Below are 16,496 nucleotides of genomic sequence, written 5' to 3' on the forward strand. Positions count from 1 at the left end.
CAACAACTGTGCAATCGGCCCAAGGGGCGTTGAATTTCAGTTGGTTGCGCAAACATGCAGGGTCGGGGCCACATCGGGCGGCCCCGACCGGCGGGATTACAGACCCAAGGGCGCAAAGTCCGCGGCGCTGTGACGCTCGGGCAGGGCGCCTTCGGCGGTGCGGTTCACGATGCTGCCGCGCTTGACGGCGGGGCGGGCGGCCAGATCGGCGGCCCAGCGCAGGACGTTCTTGTATTCGGTGACGTTCAGGAACTCGGCCGAACCGGAGTAGAGACGGCCTTCGACCAGAGCGCCATACCACGGATAGATCGCCATATCGGCGATGGAATAGTCGTTGCCTGCCACGAACTTGCGATCAGCCAGATTGGTGTCCAGCACGTGCAACTGACGCTTGGTTTCCATAGTGAAACGGTCAATGGCGTATTGGATCTTTTCGGGCGCGTAGGCGAAGAAGTGGCCGAACCCGCCGCCCACGTAGGGGCCTGCGCCCATCTGCCAGAACAGCCAGTTGAACACTTCTGCACGGGCACCGGCATCAGTGGGCAGGAATGCTCCGAATTTTTCGGCCAGATACGTCAGGATCGAGCCGCTTTCAAAAACACGCTGGCCGTTCGAGCGGTCCAGCAGGGCGGGGATCTTGGAGTTCGGGTTGATGTCGACAAAACCGCTGCCGAACTGGTCGCCGTCGCCAATCTTGATCAGCCAAGCGTCATAGTCCGCTGCGGTGTGACCGGCCTCGAGCAGTTCTTCGAGCAGGATGGTCACTTTCTGGCCGTTCGGCGTGCCCATCGAATAGAGTTGCAGGGCATGGTCGCCGACGGGCAACTCTTTGTCATGGGTGGCGCCCGAAACGGGGCGGTTGATGCTGGCGAACTGACCGCCATTGCCCTGTTCCCAAGTCCAGACGGCGGGGGGCGTGTATGTCTCTTCGGTCATATCAAATCCTCTGTGTTCGTACGCGTTTGGCCGCAACCTAAGGCGCGCCAGCGCAAATGTGCAGTCGGGAAGGCGCAGAATTCTGTGTGCTCGGGCGGAATCTTATGTGCGCGACCGCCGATCAATTTGGTGAAACCTGTCTGATGTATTTGGCGGGGTGATGTGATTCTGGGCCTGTTCGGGTGGCGGAAAATCACCGCCGCACCGCAGAAATCCCAATAAAACCTGCAATTTCAGCATTTATCATACGGGTTGACAGCTTGTCCGATAATTTGTCATACAACTTGGCGTCAGGCGCGCTTCGGGCGCCATAGGGAGGACAACATGACGAAATTTACAAAGATTGCTTCGGTATCGGTTCTGGCGCTGATTGGCGCTGTCACCATGGCGCAGGCCGACGAATGGCGCGGTTGGGCCATCCACCCCGAGGACTACCCGAACACCGTCGCGATGCAGTCGTTCGCCGACAAGGTCAAAGAAGTGACCGAAGGCCGGATCGAACCCACCGTCTATGCGAACGGCATTCTGGGCAGCCAGCCCGACGCGATCGAGCAGGTGCGCAGCGGCGCTCTGGCTTGGGCGAACTTCAACATGGGCCCCATGGGCGAGATCGTCCCCGCAACCAACGTTCTTTCGCTGCCGTTCATCTTCCGCGATGTCGAGCAGATGCACCACGCCATGGACGGCGCCGTTGGCCAGCAGTTCAGCGATGCTCTGAGCGAGGCAGGCATTGTCGCTCTGTCGTGGTTCGATAGCGGCTCGCGCAGCTTCTATAACACCAAGAAGGCGATCCATTCGCCCGCCGACATGGACGGCCTGAAGTTCCGCGTGATGAACAACGATCTTTACGTGCAGATGGTTGATGCGCTGGGTGGTAACGCGACCCCGATGGCCTATGGCGAGGTTTACCAGTCGCTCCAGACCGGCGTGATCGACGGCGCGGAAAACAACTACCCCTCGTTCGAAAGCTCGAACCACTACGAGGTGGCCAAGTACTACTCCGTCACCAACCACCTGATCATCCCCGAGTGCCTGTGCGTTGCCGCCAGCGTGTGGGAAGGCGTGTCGGACGCGGACAAAGCCGCGATCAAGGACGCCGCGATGGAAGCCGCCAAGCAGCAGCGTGAACTGTGGGCCGCCCGCGAGACCGCCAGCCTTGATAAGGTCAAGGCAGCCGGCGTCGAGGTGAACAACGTGGATGATCCCGCAGCGTTCCAGTCTGCGATGGCCCCCATCTACGCGAACTTTATCGCTGCCCACCCCGATCTGGAGCAGCTGATCAAAGACATTCAGGCCACTGAGTAATCGCGTATCGGGTCGCGCGTCCCCAATTGCGCGCGGCCCATTTTCGGGCAGGGAGACCGCTGTGAATATCCAATCCGAACCAGAGGCACATGGACCCGTCTACCGGCTGCTTGCCGGTGTGTCCTATGGCTGTCTGGTGATCGCGGGCGTGCAACTGGTCACGCTCATTGCAATTTTCGGCTGGCTTGTCTGGGGCCGCTACGTGCTGAACGACACCCCCACGTGGGTCGAGCAGCTGGCCCTCTTGTTGGTGGTTTGGATCACCTTTCTGGGGGCGGCGGCCGGTGTGTGGAACAAAAGCCACCTGTCCATCGACTTTGTCCGCGAAATGCTGCCCGACCCGCTGCGTGTTCCCATGCGCTGGGTGGCGGTGATTGCGGTCGGTGTGTTCGGTGCCTTTCTGGCGTGGCAGGGCTGGACGCTGGCGGCCAAAACGTGGCCCCGCGTGATCCCGATGCTTGGCATCACCGAAGGCTGGCGCGCGATGCCCATGGCGATCTGCGGCGCGCTGACGGTGGTATTTTCCCTGTATCACGTGGGCGAACTGGCTCGCGGTGACAACAAGATCACAGGAGAGCTCTAGTGGGCCTCGCGGTACTTTTCGGAATTTTCGGCTTTGGTCTGTTTTGCGGGATGCCGGTGGCATTCGCACTGGGTCTGGCCGCTGTCGGGGGCTTTTTCTACGAAGGTCTGCCCCTGTTTATCGGGTTCCAGCGCATCCTGTCCGGTGTGTCGGTGTTTTCGCTGCTGGCGATCCCGTTCTTTATTTTCGCGGGCGAGCTGATGATGCAGGGCGGTATTGCGAACCGTCTGGTGCGGCTGGCGGCCAGCGCGGTGGGATCGCTGCGAGGCGGGCTTGGCGTGGTGAACGTGCTGTCGTCGATGCTGTTCGGCGGGATCTCGGGCTCTGCGGTGGCGGATACCTCGGCCCTAGGGTCGATCCTGATCCCCGTGATGAAAGACAAGGGCTATGATCCCGACTACGCAGTGAACGTGACGGTCACGTCTTCGGTCGCGGGTGTGGTGATCCCGCCCTCGCATAACATGATCCTCTATGCAGTGGCGGCGGGCGGCATGTCGGTGTCCAAGCTGTTCATTGCAGGCATCGTGCCGGGCGTTCTGATGTGCCTGTGTCTGGCGATTGTGGCCTATTGGGTTGCTGTGCGCCGCGGCTATCCGGCGGAAACCTTTCCGGGGTTCAAGGCGCTGGGGATCGCAACGCTGGTCGCGCTGCCCGGTCTGATGACGGCGGTGATCATCGTGGGCGGCGTGCTGTCGGGTGTGATGACAGTCACGGAGTCCGGTGCCTTTGGTGCGATCTGGGCCATTCTGGTCACAACCTTTGTCTACCGCGAACTGACGTGGCCTGCGTTCAAGAACGCTGTGCTGACCTCGGTGCGGACCACGGCGCTGGTGATGATGCTGGTCGCGACGGCCTCTGCCTTTAGCTACATGCTGGCGCTTTACCGCGTGCCCGAACTTCTTGGAAATTTCGTTACCGGTATCAGCGATAATCCGATAATCATTCTCTTGCTGATCAATTTGATCCTTCTGGTTCTGGGAATGATTATGGACATGGCCGCGCTGATCCTGATCTGTACGCCGATCTTTCTGCCCGTGGCAGTGAGCCTTGGCATGGATCCGATCCAGTTCGGTGTGATCCTGATGATGAACCTGGGCCTTGGTCTGTGCACCCCGCCCGTTGGCGCCTGCCTGTTTGTGGGCTGTGTCGTGGGCAAGGTGCGGATCGAGCAAGCGGTCAAGACGATCATGCCTTTCTACCTCGCAATTCTGGTGGCGCTGATGCTCGTCACCTATGTCCCGGCGTTCTCGATGACCTTGCCGGGCCTGATGGAGTGACCCTGATGATGAAACGACTTCTGATCACTGGCGCGGCCGGTGGGCTGGGAACCATGGCCCGCAAGCGCCTGTCCCATCTGGCCGAAACCCTGCGTCTGTCCGACATCGTCCCCATGGGCGAGGCCGCCCCCAACGAAGAGCACGTGGTCTGCGATCTGGCCGACGGCGCCGCGGTCGAGGACTTGGTCAAAGGCTGTGACGGCATCATCCACTTGGGCGGTGTATCGGTCGAGAAGAGCTATGATCTGATCGAGGCCGGCAACATTCGCGGCGTTTATAATCTGTACGAAGCGGCGCGGCTGCACGGTTTGCCCCGTATCGTCTTTGCCAGCTCGAACCACACGATCGGTTTCTATCCTCAAAGCCAGCGCCTTACCGCCGACATGCCGACCCGCCCCGATGGCTGGTACGGGATTTCCAAGGTCTACGGCGAGGCTGTCGCCCACATGTACCACGAGAAGTTCGGCCAAGAGACGGCGATCCTGCGCATTGGGTCCTGTTTCGAGAAGCCGGTGGACCGCCGGATGATGGCGACGTGGCTGAGCTATGACGATTTTGTTTCGTTGATGGAGCGCGTGTTCACCGTGCCGAAACTGGGCTGCCCGACGATCTGGGGCGCTTCGGCGAACACCTGCGGGTGGTGGGACAACAGCCACATCGGCTGGCTGGGGTGGAAGCCCCAAGACGACAGCGAGGTGTACCGCGCCGAGGTCGAAGCCCTGCCGCCGCGGCCCGCGGATGCGCCGGACGTTCTGTATCAGGGCGGGAAGTTTACGGCGGACCCGGTGTTTCGGGACTGATCGCCTCTGGCCGAGGGTGTTTGCCTCCGGCGGGAGTATTTTGGCAAAGAAGAATGATGGAGTGTGCGGGGATCGGGGTTTGGGACCGGTGGCCCGTGCGGAGGAGACGAGATGGGATTTCAAGCACACGGCAAGCATTTGATCGCAGGCGAGTGGGTGGGTTCGGACAAGGTGTTTGTCAGTGAGCCCGCGCACGGGACCGCGTTCGAGTATTCGGTCGGCACGCCGGAATTGGTGGATCAGGCCTGCGTGGCAGCCGAGGAGGCGTTCTGGGAGTTCGGTTATTCGAGCCGCGAAGAGCGCGCGGTTTTCCTTGAGGCGATTGCCGAGGAGATTGATGCGCGGGGCGATTTGATCACCGAGATCGGGTGCTCCGAGACCGGTCTGCCCGAGGCGCGTTTGGTGGGCGAGCGGGGGCGGACGGTTGGTCAGCTGCGTTTGTTCGCGAGCCATATTCGCGCGGGGGACTATCTGGATCGCCGCTATGATGCGGCACTGCCGGAGCGGGCGCCTTTGCCGCGGCCTGATCTGCGGATGATGCAGCGGCCCATCGGGCCGGTCGCGGTGTTCGGGGCGTCGAACTTCCCGCTCGCATTCAGTGTGGCGGGCGGCGATACCGCGTCGGCTCTGGCGGCGGGCTGCCCCGTGGTAGTCAAGGGCCACAGCGCCCATCCCGGCACCGGCGAAGTGGTGGCCGAGGCGATCCACGCCGCGATCCAACGCTGCGGTTTGCCCAAGGGCGTCTTTAGCCTGATCCAGGGGGGCAAGCGCGATGTGGGCACGGCCTTGGTCCAGCATCCGCTGATCAAGGCGGTTGGCTTTACCGGATCCCTGGGGGGCGGTCGGGCGCTGTTTGACCTCTGTGCGCAGCGCGATGAACCCATTCCGTTCTTTGGCGAGCTTGGGTCGGTGAACCCGATGTTCATGCTGCCTTCGGCTGTCGCCAGCCGTGGGGCCGCTTTGGGTGAGGCTTGGGCTGGATCACTGACCATGGGCGCAGGGCAGTTCTGCACCAACCCCGGAATTGCGGTCGTGCTAGAGGGGGCCGAGGGCGAGGCCTTTGCCGAAGCGGCCCGTTCGGCGCTGTCGGAAAGCGGCGCTCAGGTCATGCTGACCGATGGGATTGCGGCGGCTTACCGCGATGGCGCGGCGCGGATGCAAGAGGCGGCCGGGGTGCAAGAAATGCTGACCTCGATGTGCGATACCCGTCAGGCGAAACCGTTCCTGTTCCGTGTGTCGGCCGAGGATTGGCTGGGGAACCATGTGCTGAGCGAAGAGGTCTTCGGGCCTTTGGGCTTGGTGGTTGTGGCCAAGGACGAGGCGCAGATGATCGCCGTTGCCAAGTCGTTCGTCGGCCAGCTGACCGCGACCCTGCACATGGATGATGGCGATGCCACTCTGGCGCGCCGTCTGCTGCCGGTGCTGGAGCGCAAGGCAGGCCGAGTTCTGGCCAACGGCTTCCCCACGGGGGTCGAGGTTTGCGACAGCATGGTGCACGGCGGACCCTATCCGGCGTCCACCAACTTTGGTGCGACCTCCGTCGGCACCCTGTCCATCCGCCGCTGGCTGCGCCCCGTCTGTTACCAGAACATCCCTGCCTCCGTCCTGCCGGACGATGTGGCCTAAGACATTCCAAGGAGAAACAAGATGACCCCCAACGAGATCAAAGCAGCCCTTGGTTCGGGCCTGCTATCGTTCCCCGTGACCCATTTCGACGGCAATGGCGCGTTCCAGCAGGACAGTTACCAGAAGCATATCGACTGGCTGGCGGGCTTTGATGCGCCGGTTCTGTTCGCGGCTGGCGGTACGGGCGAGTTCTTTTCGCTAACCCCGTCGGAAATCCCGACCATCGTGCAGGCGGCCAAGGAAAGCGCGGGCAAGACGGCTATCGTGTCGGGCTGTGGCTATGGCACCGAAATGGCGGTCGAGATCGCTCAGTCCGTTCAGAAGGTCGGCGCGGATGGCATCCTGTTGCTGCCCCACTACCTGATCGACGCCCCCCAAGAGGGCCTGTTCGAGCACGTCAAGAAAGTCTGCCAGTCGGTCGATTTCGGCGTGATGGTTTACAACCGTGACAACGCGGTGCTGCAGCCCGATACCTTGGCGCGTCTGTGCGACGAATGCCCCAACCTGATCGGCTTCAAGGACGGTACCGGCGATATCGGTCTGGTCCGCCAGATCACTGCCAAGATGGGCGACCGTCTGATGTATCTGGGGGGCATGCCCACCGCAGAGCTGTTTGCCGAAGCCTACCTCGGGGCCGGTTTCACCACCTATTCCTCGGCTGTGTTCAACTTTGTCCCCGCGCTGGCGAACAAGTTCTACAACGCGCTGCGGGCCGGCGATCGCGCCACTTGCGAAGAGATCCTGAAAGGCTTCTTCTATCCCTTCATGGATTTGCGCTCGCGCCGCAAAGGCTATGCGGTTTCGGCGATCAAGGCGGGTGTCCGTCTGGTTGGCTTTGACGCGGGCACCGTGCGATCGCCCTTGTCGGACCTGACCCCCGAAGAAGAGCAGATCCTGCAGCAGATCATCGACGCCAACCCCGTCTGAGGCCCAAAATGAAGATCACCGACGTTCGCACCCACCTGTTGGAACACCGCCTCGAGACGCCGTTCGAGAGCGCGTCGATGCGGTTCGACCGCCGCGCCCATGTGCTGGTGGAGGTCATCTGCGACGATGGCACCATCGGGTGGGGCGAATGTTTGGGGCCTGCGCGCCCCAACGCGTCGGTGGTCGCGGCCTACAAGGGGTGGCTGATTGGCCAGAACCCGATGGAGACCGAGAAAATCTGGGCCACCTGCTATAACGCTCTGCGCGATCAGGGGCAGCGCGGGCTGGCGGTCACGGCCTTGTCCGGCATCGATATCGCCCTGTGGGACATCAAGGGCAAGGTGCTGGGGCAGTCCGTGTCGATGCTGCTGGGGGGGCGCTTCCGCGAGAGCGTTCGCGCCTATGCCACCGGTAGCTTCAAGCGCGATGGCGTGGATCGGGTCGAGGATAACGCCAGTGAAATGGCTGCCCACAAGGCCGCCGGTTTCCACGCGGCCAAGATCAAGATCGGCTTCGACGTGGACGAGGATCTGCGCGTCATCCGAGCCGTCCGCGACGTCATGGGCGACGACATGCGCCTGATGATCGACGCCAACCACGGCTATGACGTGGTGGATGCGGTACGTCTGGGGAACAAGGCCGCCGACTATGACATCGACTGGTTCGAAGAGCCTGTCGTCCCCGAACAGCTGGGGGCCTATGCCGATGTGCGCGCCCGTCAGCCGATCCCCGTGGCAGGGGGCGAGACATGGCACACCCGTTGGGGCTTTGCCGAACCGTTTGTCAAACGTCTGGTGGATATCGCGCAGCCCGACCTGTGCGGGGTGGGCGGCTTTACCGAGATGCGGCGCGTGGCCGATATGGCAGCGACCAGCGGCATCCGTCTGGTGCCGCACGTCTGGGGCACTGGCGTTCAAATCGCGGCGGCGCTACAGTGGATGGCGGCGCAGATCCCCAGTCCCGTGCGCCCCAATCCCGTCGATCCGATCATGGAGTTCGACCGGACCCACAACCCCTTCCGTCAGGCCGTCCTGACCACGCCCATTGAACACCAGAACGGCGTCGTCCAGATCCCGAACGCCCCCGGATTGGGGATTGAGGTGAACCGCGACGCGCTGCGTGAATTTGCGATGAAGGACGCGTGATGATTGACCGCAAACTGACCGGCGAGCCGCCGAAAACCATCCTGCCGCGCGGCACGATCGACACCCAGATGCACATGTACGTGCCAGGGTATCCGGCGGTGGATGGCGGGCCGGGCCTGCCGCCCGCGCCCTTGCCGACGCCCGACATGTACCGCCAAGCGATGGACTGGCTGGGGATTGACCGCGTGGTGATCACCCAAGGCAACGCCCATCAGGCGGACAACGCTTGTCTTCTGGCCTGCTTGGCTGAGATGGGCGATCTGGCCAAGGGTGTGGCGGTGATCAGCAAAGACACCTCGGACGCGGAAATGGAACGCCTGACCGCCGCCGGTATCGTTGGCGCGCGGATCATGGACCTGCCCGGTGGGGCAGTGGGGCTGGACCAGCTAGAGGCTGTCGATGCCAAGGCTGCCGATGCGGGCTGGATGACCGCCGTGCAGTTCGATGGCACTGCCTTGCCCGATCTGGAGCCGCGGCTGAAGGCCCTCAAATCCCGCTGGGTTCTGGACCATCACGGCAAGATTTTTGGCGGCGTCACCCCCGCTCATGTGGACACCATCAAGCGCCTGATCGACACCGGCAACGTCTGGTTCAAATTCGCGGGCTGCTACGAGGCCACTTTGGTCGGCGGCCCCGATTACCCTGATATCGCCGAGGTCGCGCGGGACATCGCCGCCTATGCGCCTGAACGCATCATCTGGGGCACCAACTGGCCCCATAACCTCGCCAAAAAGACCGAGGATTACCCCGACGATGCGGCCCTGACCGACACGGTTCTGTCTTGGCTGCCGGACGAGAAATCCTTGCATTTGGCACTGGTCGAAAACCCGCAGGAGCTTTACGGTTTTCCCAAATGGGAGTGAGGCATGAGACTGGTTTCTATCGGTGAATGTATGATTGAGATGTCGGGCGCCGGAGAGAACCTCTGGCGTTCGGGTTTTGCGGGGGACACGTTCAACACCGCTTGGTACGCGCGGGCGACTTTGCCCGCCGGATCAGTGGATTACGTGACCTGCGTCGGCACCGATCCGGTGTCCCAGCAGATGCTGGATTTCATGGGGGCAGGCGGCATCGGCACGGACCACGTGATGCGCCACCCGACCCGCGTGGCGGGCCTATACATGATCACGCTAAAGGACGGCGAACGCAGCTTTACTTACTGGCGCGATCAGGCGGCGGCGCGCTGTCTGGCGGATGATCCGGCGGCTTTGACCGCGGCTGTGGACGGGGCCGATCTGGTGTATTTCTCGGGGATCACCTTGGGCATTCTGACCGCTGATCGCCGCGCCGCTTTGCTGGATGCCTTGAAGGGGCAGAATGTGGCCTTCGACCCCAACCTGCGTCCGCGCCTTTGGCCTGACACCCAGACCATGTGCGAGGCCATTATGCAGGCGGCCGCCATCAGCCGGATTGCCTTGCCAAGCTATGAGGACGAGGCGGATTATTTCGGGGACGCGGACCCTCAGGCGACTTTGCAGCGCTATTCCGATGCGGGCGCGACCGAGATCGTGGTCAAGAATGGTGGCGGCGAGATGCTGGTGCTGGCAGACGGTCAGACCCACCGGATCGATCCGGGCCCCAAGGTGCAGCCCATCGACACCACCGGTGCCGGCGACAGCTTTAACGGCGCTTATTTCAGTGCCCGTCTCCAAGGGATGCCCGCGCCCGAGGCGGCCCGCTATGCCCACGGCATCGCCCGCCAGGTGATCGGCTATCGCGGTGCTCTGATGCCCATGGACCAGATCGCAAAGGACGCCGCATGACCCGCATTCTTGCCTTTGGGGACAGCCTGACGTGGGGCCACAAGCCCGAGGATGGTACCCGCCATCCCGCGGAATTCCTATGGCCTAATGTGCTGCAGCAGGAGGTTGGGGTCGAGGTGATTTCCGAAGGGCTCGGGGGCCGGACCACGGTCTTCGACGACCATTCCGGCCCGACCTGCCGGAATGGGGCCAAGGTTCTGCCGATCCTTCTGCATTCTCACAGCCCGCTCGATCTGGTGATTGTGATGCTGGGGACCAACGACTTGAAGCCCACCATCTGTGGCCGCGCCGAAGGGGCAACAGCGGGGATGAAGCGTCTAGCGCAGATCATCCGCACGCACCCCTATGACGGGATCGGGCAGGTGCCGAAGGTGCTGCTGGTATCACCCCCGGCCTGCGTGATCGGGCCGGACGGGGTGACTGGCGGCGGGCGCGATGTGGCGGAAACCCAGCGCCTTGCGCCGATGTATCAGCAACTGGCCTTGGATCTTGGCGTGGCGTTTTTCGATGCTGGTAGTGTGGCGACCACGTCGCCCATCGACGGTGTGCACTTACCGGCCGAGGATACGGCGGCCATCGGGCGGGCCCTTGCCGGACCCGTTCGCGATCTGCTGGGGCTCTGAAGCCTCGATAACTTAACGCTACTGGGCCCCGCGCAGCAGGGACCGGTAGCGCTGCTGGCTACCTTTCAGGTGCTGGCGCATGGCGCTGCGGGCGGCTTCTTCGTCGCCATTCAGGATCGCGGTGACGATCGTGTCATGCTCGGCGTTAATCATATCCACATAGGTCTGCGGAAACGCCTGAGGCTCTGATGGGTCCAGCGCGCGGCGCGGGATGCTGTTCGGGCCAACCATCTGCAAAAACTCGCAGAATCGCGGGTTGTTGGTGGCCTCGGCGATCGCCAGATGCAACGCGAAATCCGCCTCGGACGAGGGTTCCTGCCGGGTGTTTTTGTCGGTGACGGTGCGCAACGCCTCGATGATGCGCTCCTCTTGCGAGGGGCTGCGGCGCTGTGCGGCCAGACCGGCGGCCTCGACCTCGACGGCGGTGCGCAGTTCCAGCAGTTCGATCATCGAAGACAGGCGCGCGTTGTCGATATTGGTAAAGGGCGCGGGCACTTCTTCGGCGGGTTCCAGCACGTAAACGCCCGATCCCTGACGCGGTTCGACCAGCCCATCGGCGCGCAGGGCGGCAATCGCCTCTCGCACAACAGTGCGGCTGACGGCGTGTTCGCGGGTCAGCTGGGCTTCGCTGGGAAGGCGGTCGCCGGGCTTGTACTGGCCGGCTTCGATCTTGGTGCGCAGAACTTCGCGGAGGGTCGCGACCAGTGTTTTACGGGCAGGGGTGGGAATGGGATCGCTCCGTCTTGACGTGGGCCAGAGATTATCCTGATGGCCTGCCGCGTCAATCGCCCTGAAGTCGGGGGGTGAGCGGTTTTTCTGGTTTACATGTTCCCGCACAGGAAGCGCAAACCCCAATCCGCCGGACCAAAGGCGCAAAGTGCTGGTCCAAACGGAACCGGGCCCCATATTTTCGTGTTGATCCACCAAACGGACAAAGGGCGCGAACGGGTGCTGGGAAAATATTTGTGGAAACTGCGGCAGGTTCTCAAGGAAATCTGGGTGCGGGTGTTGGCTTACGGGGCGGTTGCGGTTCTGGCTGCGATGGTGTCGCCGCGATTGGCGCCCTATGTCCCCCAGAACCTGCGGTTCGAGCCCGGTGACGGCGCGGTTGAACAAGTGCTCCAGATCATTGCGTCGTCGATGTTGGCGGTGACCACGTTCTCTTTGTCCATCGCAGTGCAGGCCTATTCGGCGGCGGCCACGTCGGCGACCCCTCGGGCGACGGCGCTGCTGCAACAGGACACCACCACCCAGAACGTGCTGTCGACATTCCTTGGGGCGTTTTTGTTCAGTCTGATGGGGATCATCGGGCTGGAAGCGGGCCTTTATGGCGATGACGGCAAATTCGTTCTGTTTGTTTCCACCATTCTGGTGGTCGGTGCGATCATTCTGGCGCTGCTGCGTTGGATCACCCACCTGATCAACTTTGGCCGGATGAGCGACACGCTGGCGCGGGTCGAGCAGGCGACCACGGATGCGCTGCTGGCGCGGCTGGATGATCCCTTTCTGGGGGCTACACCGCGCCGTGGGGCGATCCCGCCAGAGGCGCGGGCGCTTTATCCCGATCAGGTCGGCTATGTGCAGCACATCGACATCGCGGGTCTGCAAAAGCTGGCCGACAGTCTGGAATTGCAAATCTGGGTGGCCGAGACGCCGGGCAGTTTTGTGCATCCCGACATGCCCCTGATGTACGTGTCCGGCCCGCGACTGGAGGACGACCAAGAGGCCGACCTGCGCCACGGACTGACTATCGGGGCCGAGCGCAGCTTTGATCAGGACCCGCGCTTCGGTCTGGTGGTTCTGTCCGAGATCGCCTCGCGCGCGCTGTCCCCTGCGGTGAACGATCCGGGGACGGCCATCGACGTGATCTCGCGGCAGGCGCGGGTGCTGTCCTTGTGGACCCCCAAAGACCCCGAAGTGCCCCCCAGCCCGCGCATCCACATGCCCCCCATCGCCGGCGAGGACCTGATCGACGACTCCTTTCACGCGCTGGCCCGCGACGGCGCGGCCTTTGTCGAAGTGCAGATTAGGCTGCATCAGGCGCTGAACGCCTTGGCCGCGACGAACGCCGATGAATTCAGCCAACCCGCCGAGGCTCTGGCCGCCCTAGCCATGACCCGAGCCACCGGAGCGGGCATGTGCGACGAAGACCTGAGCCGACTTCACCGACACGCCCGACTGGCCCGCCGTGAATGAAAGACAGACGGCCACAATTTTTCTGGTCCACTGCGATTTTTTTGTGGAACCAAAGTGAACCGAGCGGATTTCTTGGTAGAAGGGGCACGGGCCCTTTGTCGTGGGTGGAGCTAAGTTTTTGAACCAAAATCCGAATTGGCAGCAAGCTCGTCAGAGCGCGCAATCCGTCGCCCCTAATAATCTGCTGGCGCGATTGCGGGCAGACACGCGCGGTGCCCACGAAGCACTGGATCAGGCCTTTGCGCCGTTTCAGGCGGACCCCGCTGCACATCTTCGGTCATTCTTGGCGGCGCAGATGGCTGGCCTGACGGCTCTGTCCAGTTCCGCAAAGCTTCCCCACAATCCGGCGTCGCTGTCGCTGCTGTCCGAAATGCTGGACCGACTGGCGCAAGACTGCCAGCAGATGGCGATCCCCGTGCCCGTTGTGCGCCCCCGTTCTGGGCTGCATCCCTTGGCCGTGGCCTATCTGGTGATCGGCTCCAGACTGGGGACAGAGGTGCTGCGCCGCACTCTGGTCGCCTCCGGCACCGAGCGTATCCCCCTATATTTTGCCCCGCAGGACTACAAAGTCGCCTGGCAGGGCCTATGCGCCGAGCTCTCCGCCCAATCTGCGGCGGGGGCCTTGGCAGATGACGTATGTGATGGTGTTATTGCCGGGTTCGAACTGTTCCACAGTGCGGCGCGACTGACCCGTGAGACTACAGGAAAACTAGCGTGAGTGACCCGCAACCCATCGTGACCCCTGACACTCAGGTGGACCTGACGACCTGCGACCGAGAGCCGATCCACATTCTTGGCCGTGTGCAATCTTACGGGGCGCTGATCGCGGTGTCCTCGGACTGGATCATCCAGCACGTTTCCGAAAACATTCAGCCGTTTCTAGGCCAGCCTGCGGCCGATCTGGTGGGGCAACCCTTGGACGATGTACTGCCGCGCAACACGATCACGCGCCTTCGGGCCAAGATGATCGAAGGGCGCGACGCCGTGAACCGTCTGTTCGGTGTGCGTCTGCTGGACCCCTTGGCCCGCTACGACATGTCGATCCACAACAGCGGCCGCCATCTGGTGATCGAGTTCGAACCCAAGGACCGCTCCCGCATCGAAGAGGACACCCTGTCCGACGTCTATCCCCTGATCCAGCGCATCCGCGGGGCAGGGAGCCTGGCCCGCTGCACTGCCGAGGCTGCGCGTGCCATGCGCGCTCTGTCGGGGTTCGACAGTGTGATGGTCTACCAGTTCCAGCCCGACGGGTCCGGCTCGGTGGTGGCCGAGGACAAGCGCGGCGATCTGCCCAGTTATAACGGCCTGCGCTTTCCGGCCTCTGACATTCCGGTGCAGGCGCGGGCGCTGTACAAACGCAACCTGCTGCGTCTGATCGCCGATGTGAATGATCCGGGCGCGGCGCTGGTCCCTCAAGTCTCGCCCGAGGGCAAGCCCTTGGACCTGTCCCTGTCGGTTACACGGGCGGTGTCGCCGATCCACATCGAATACCTGCGCAACATGGGGGTCGAGGCCTCGATGTCCGTGTCGATCATGCGCAACGGGGAACTGTGGGGCCTGTTCGCCTGCCACCACCGTAGCCCCCGCTATCTGGAGTTCGAGCGCCGCACTGCGATCGAACTGTTTGCGCACCTGTTCTCCTACGAACTCAGCCATCTCGAGGAACAGCAGCGCGCCCGCGCCCAAGAGGACATGTCCCGCCTGCAAACCCGCCTGATGGCCCTGATGGCCGAAGGGGACCGTCTGTCGGACAGTCTGATGAAGGTGTCCGGCGATCTCAAAGAGGTCATCCCCCATGACGGGATGGTTCTGTATGCCGAAGGGAAGTTCCATGCCATTGGCGCCGCCCCCACCGCCGAAGAATTCGTGGGCCTGTCGCGGTTCCTGAACACCACGGCGGCTTCGGGCGTCTTTGTGACCGACAGCATCGGGGCCCAATATGCCCCCGCCGCCGATTGTGTGGACCGTTTCGCAGGCCTCATGGCGATCCCGATTTCGCGCCGCCCGCGCGACTATCTGGTACTCTTCCGCCGAGAGATTGCGACCGCCGTGACTTGGGCCGGTGATCCCACCAAACCCGTCACCCCCGGTCCGAACGGCCTGCGCCTGACCCCGCGCAAAAGCTTTGAGGCATGGCGCGAGATCGTCGCCGGTCATTGCGCCCCATGGAGCAAGCATTCGCGCCACTCGGCTGAACTGCTCCGGGTTCTTCTGCTGGAAATTTTCCTCAAGATCACCGACGCCGCCGCCGAAGAGCGCAAACGCGCCGCCGAGCAGCAGGAACTGCTGATCTCGGAACTCAATCACCGCGTGCGCAACATCCTGAACCTGATGCGCGGCCTGATCAAACAAAGCCGTCAGGAACGCGACACGGTTGGCGACTTCTCGTTACGGCTCGATGGGCGCATCCAGTCCTTGGCCCGCGCCCATGACCAGCTGACCGAGGACGACTGGGCCTATGCCTCGCTCAAGGATCTGATCTTCCTTGAACTGGCCGCCTATGTCGACAAGAACACTGATCGGGTCGAGATGCTGGGGGCCGACGTCCAGATTTCCCCCAAGGCGTTCACCAACCTTGCGCTGGTCATGCACGAGCTGGTCACCAACTCGGTCAAATACGGTGCACTGGGTCAAGAGGCTGGCCGCGTGATTATCGCGCTGGGCCAAGACACCAGCGGCAGCCTGACCATCGACTGGCGCGAACGGGGCGGCCCGCCTGTGACCCCGCCCAAGCGCAGGGGATTCGGCACCGCCATCATCGAACGCTTTGTCCCGTTCGAGCTGCAGGGCGAGGCCGAAATCCACTACAAGATGACCGGCGTCGAGGCGCGTTTTGTCATACCTTCGTCCCATGTGGACTTCACCGAGAAAGAGCACGAGATGCCCGATGCCCCCGAAATCGAGTCAGGTCCGGTGGTCCTGAGCGGGGTCGCGCTGGTGCTTGAGGACACGATGATCATCGCGATGGACGCGGCCGATATTCTGACTGAGATGGGCGCAAGCGATGTGCGTATTGCCTCGAATGTGGGGGACGCTCTTCGGGAAATCGACGCAAATACGCTAGAAATTGCGGTGCTCGATGTGAACCTCGGGTCCGAGCAATCTCTGCCCGTTGCAGAGAAATTGTACAAATTGGGCGTACCTTTTATCGTGGCCACCGGCTATGGCGAGCGCGAAGATCTGGCGGGCCTGTATCCCCCCTGTCCATTCGTGCGCAAACCCTTCTCGAACGAAACACTCGCATCAGCAATTTCGAATGCATTCCAAGGTGTTAGAAAGTGATTTCTTTTTAGAGCCGTTAGTATATAAGCTTGG

15 protein-coding genes are annotated in these 16,496 nt (G+C 62.6%); 13 read left to right on the forward strand and 2 right to left on the reverse strand.

Annotation, left to right across the window (positions count from 1 at the left end; all coding sequences use genetic code 11):
• Positions 1-96 precede the first annotated feature (96 nt).
• Positions 97-936 (reverse strand): glutathione-dependent disulfide-bond oxidoreductase, encoded by an 840-nt coding sequence (gene yghU / locus HJ536_RS17010; RefSeq protein WP_177158651.1) that lies wholly within the window; start codon positions 934-936, stop codon positions 97-99.
• A 324-nt stretch (positions 937-1,260) separates the two neighbouring features.
• Between yghU and HJ536_RS17015 the strand changes: the two genes are divergently transcribed.
• From HJ536_RS17015 to HJ536_RS17060, 10 genes are all read left to right on the forward strand, one after another.
• Positions 1,261-2,241, forward strand: a complete 981-nt coding sequence (locus HJ536_RS17015) for a TRAP transporter substrate-binding protein (protein ID WP_176856141.1) — start codon at positions 1,261-1,263, stop codon at positions 2,239-2,241.
• Between the two features lie 61 nt (positions 2,242-2,302).
• A complete protein-coding gene (locus tag HJ536_RS17020; RefSeq protein ID WP_177158652.1) occupies positions 2,303-2,824 on the forward strand; it encodes a TRAP transporter small permease subunit in 522 nt (173 codons plus the stop codon).
• Positions 2,824-4,101: a TRAP transporter large permease subunit gene (locus tag HJ536_RS17025; RefSeq protein WP_176856143.1), complete on the forward strand. Its 1,278-nt coding sequence runs from the start codon at positions 2,824-2,826 to the stop codon at positions 4,099-4,101. The genes HJ536_RS17020 and HJ536_RS17025 overlap by 1 nt, the downstream gene beginning before the upstream one ends.
• A 5-nt stretch (positions 4,102-4,106) precedes the next feature.
• Positions 4,107-4,901: an NAD-dependent epimerase/dehydratase family protein gene (locus HJ536_RS17030; protein WP_177158653.1), complete on the forward strand. Its 795-nt coding sequence runs from the start codon at positions 4,107-4,109 to the stop codon at positions 4,899-4,901.
• A 111-nt stretch (positions 4,902-5,012) separates the two neighbouring features.
• Positions 5,013-6,527: an aldehyde dehydrogenase (NADP(+)) gene (locus HJ536_RS17035; protein WP_177158654.1), complete on the forward strand. Its 1,515-nt coding sequence runs from the start codon at positions 5,013-5,015 to the stop codon at positions 6,525-6,527.
• Between the two features lie 21 nt (positions 6,528-6,548).
• Positions 6,549-7,454, forward strand: a complete 906-nt coding sequence (kdgD, locus tag HJ536_RS17040; RefSeq protein ID WP_176855892.1) for a 5-dehydro-4-deoxyglucarate dehydratase — start codon at positions 6,549-6,551, stop codon at positions 7,452-7,454.
• An 8-nt stretch (positions 7,455-7,462) separates the two neighbouring features.
• Positions 7,463-8,599 carry a mandelate racemase/muconate lactonizing enzyme family protein gene (locus HJ536_RS17045; protein ID WP_177158655.1) on the forward strand — a complete coding sequence of 379 codons (1,137 nt, stop codon included), beginning with the start codon at positions 7,463-7,465 and terminating at the stop codon, positions 8,597-8,599.
• Entirely contained in the window at positions 8,599-9,462 is an 864-nt protein-coding gene (locus HJ536_RS17050; protein WP_177158656.1) for an amidohydrolase family protein, read from the forward strand. The genes HJ536_RS17045 and HJ536_RS17050 overlap by 1 nt, the downstream gene beginning before the upstream one ends.
• Positions 9,463-9,465: 3 nt before the next feature.
• Positions 9,466-10,362 (forward strand): sugar kinase, encoded by an 897-nt coding sequence (locus HJ536_RS17055; protein WP_177158657.1) that lies wholly within the window; start codon positions 9,466-9,468, stop codon positions 10,360-10,362.
• The gene (locus HJ536_RS17060) at positions 10,359-10,985 is read left to right on the forward strand and encodes an SGNH/GDSL hydrolase family protein (RefSeq protein WP_177158658.1); all 627 of its coding nucleotides are present in this window, start codon (positions 10,359-10,361) and stop codon (positions 10,983-10,985) included. The genes HJ536_RS17055 and HJ536_RS17060 overlap by 4 nt, the downstream gene beginning before the upstream one ends.
• Positions 10,986-11,003: 18 nt before the next feature.
• Here HJ536_RS17060 and HJ536_RS17065 read toward each other — a convergent pair whose 3' ends face one another.
• Complete coding sequence (locus HJ536_RS17065; RefSeq protein ID WP_338082455.1) at positions 11,004-11,822, reverse strand: FadR/GntR family transcriptional regulator; 819 nt, start codon at positions 11,820-11,822, stop codon at positions 11,004-11,006.
• A 111-nt stretch (positions 11,823-11,933) separates the two neighbouring features.
• On the opposite strand from HJ536_RS17065, the gene HJ536_RS17070 reads away from it, so the two are divergent.
• The 3 genes from HJ536_RS17070 (at position 11,934) to HJ536_RS17080 (ending at position 16,463) form a co-directional block, all read left to right on the forward strand.
• Positions 11,934-13,181, forward strand: coding sequence for a DUF2254 family protein (locus tag HJ536_RS17070; protein ID WP_177158660.1), 1,248 nt, complete (start codon positions 11,934-11,936; stop codon positions 13,179-13,181).
• A gap of 118 nt (positions 13,182-13,299) precedes the next feature.
• Positions 13,300-13,899, forward strand: a complete 600-nt coding sequence (locus HJ536_RS17075; protein WP_177158661.1) for a heme oxygenase-like domain-containing protein — start codon at positions 13,300-13,302, stop codon at positions 13,897-13,899.
• The gene (locus HJ536_RS17080; protein ID WP_177158662.1) at positions 13,896-16,463 is read left to right on the forward strand and encodes an HWE histidine kinase domain-containing protein; all 2,568 of its coding nucleotides are present in this window, start codon (positions 13,896-13,898) and stop codon (positions 16,461-16,463) included. Before HJ536_RS17075 ends, HJ536_RS17080 begins: the two co-directional genes overlap by 4 nt.
• Positions 16,464-16,496 lie beyond the last annotated feature (33 nt).

Origin of the sequence: Donghicola mangrovi (genome assembly GCF_013377535.1) — a bacterium.
GTDB classification, from domain to species: Bacteria; Pseudomonadota; Alphaproteobacteria; order Rhodobacterales; family Rhodobacteraceae; genus Donghicola; species Donghicola mangrovi.

Coding starts and splice junctions, on each gene's coding strand:
- yghU (WP_177158651.1), bottom strand. CDS start 936: ATGACCGAAGAGACATACACGCCCCCCGCCGTCTGGACTTGGGAACAG.
- HJ536_RS17015 (WP_176856141.1), top strand. CDS start 1,261: ATGACGAAATTTACAAAGATTGCTTCGGTATCGGTTCTGGCGCTGATT.
- HJ536_RS17030 (WP_177158653.1), top strand. CDS start 4,107: ATGATGAAACGACTTCTGATCACTGGCGCGGCCGGTGGGCTGGGAACC.
- HJ536_RS17035 (WP_177158654.1), top strand. CDS start 5,013: ATGGGATTTCAAGCACACGGCAAGCATTTGATCGCAGGCGAGTGGGTG.
- kdgD (WP_176855892.1), top strand. CDS start 6,549: ATGACCCCCAACGAGATCAAAGCAGCCCTTGGTTCGGGCCTGCTATCG.
- HJ536_RS17045 (WP_177158655.1), top strand. CDS start 7,463: ATGAAGATCACCGACGTTCGCACCCACCTGTTGGAACACCGCCTCGAG.
- HJ536_RS17050 (WP_177158656.1), top strand. CDS start 8,599: ATGATTGACCGCAAACTGACCGGCGAGCCGCCGAAAACCATCCTGCCG.
- HJ536_RS17055 (WP_177158657.1), top strand. CDS start 9,466: ATGAGACTGGTTTCTATCGGTGAATGTATGATTGAGATGTCGGGCGCC.
- HJ536_RS17060 (WP_177158658.1), top strand. CDS start 10,359: ATGACCCGCATTCTTGCCTTTGGGGACAGCCTGACGTGGGGCCACAAG.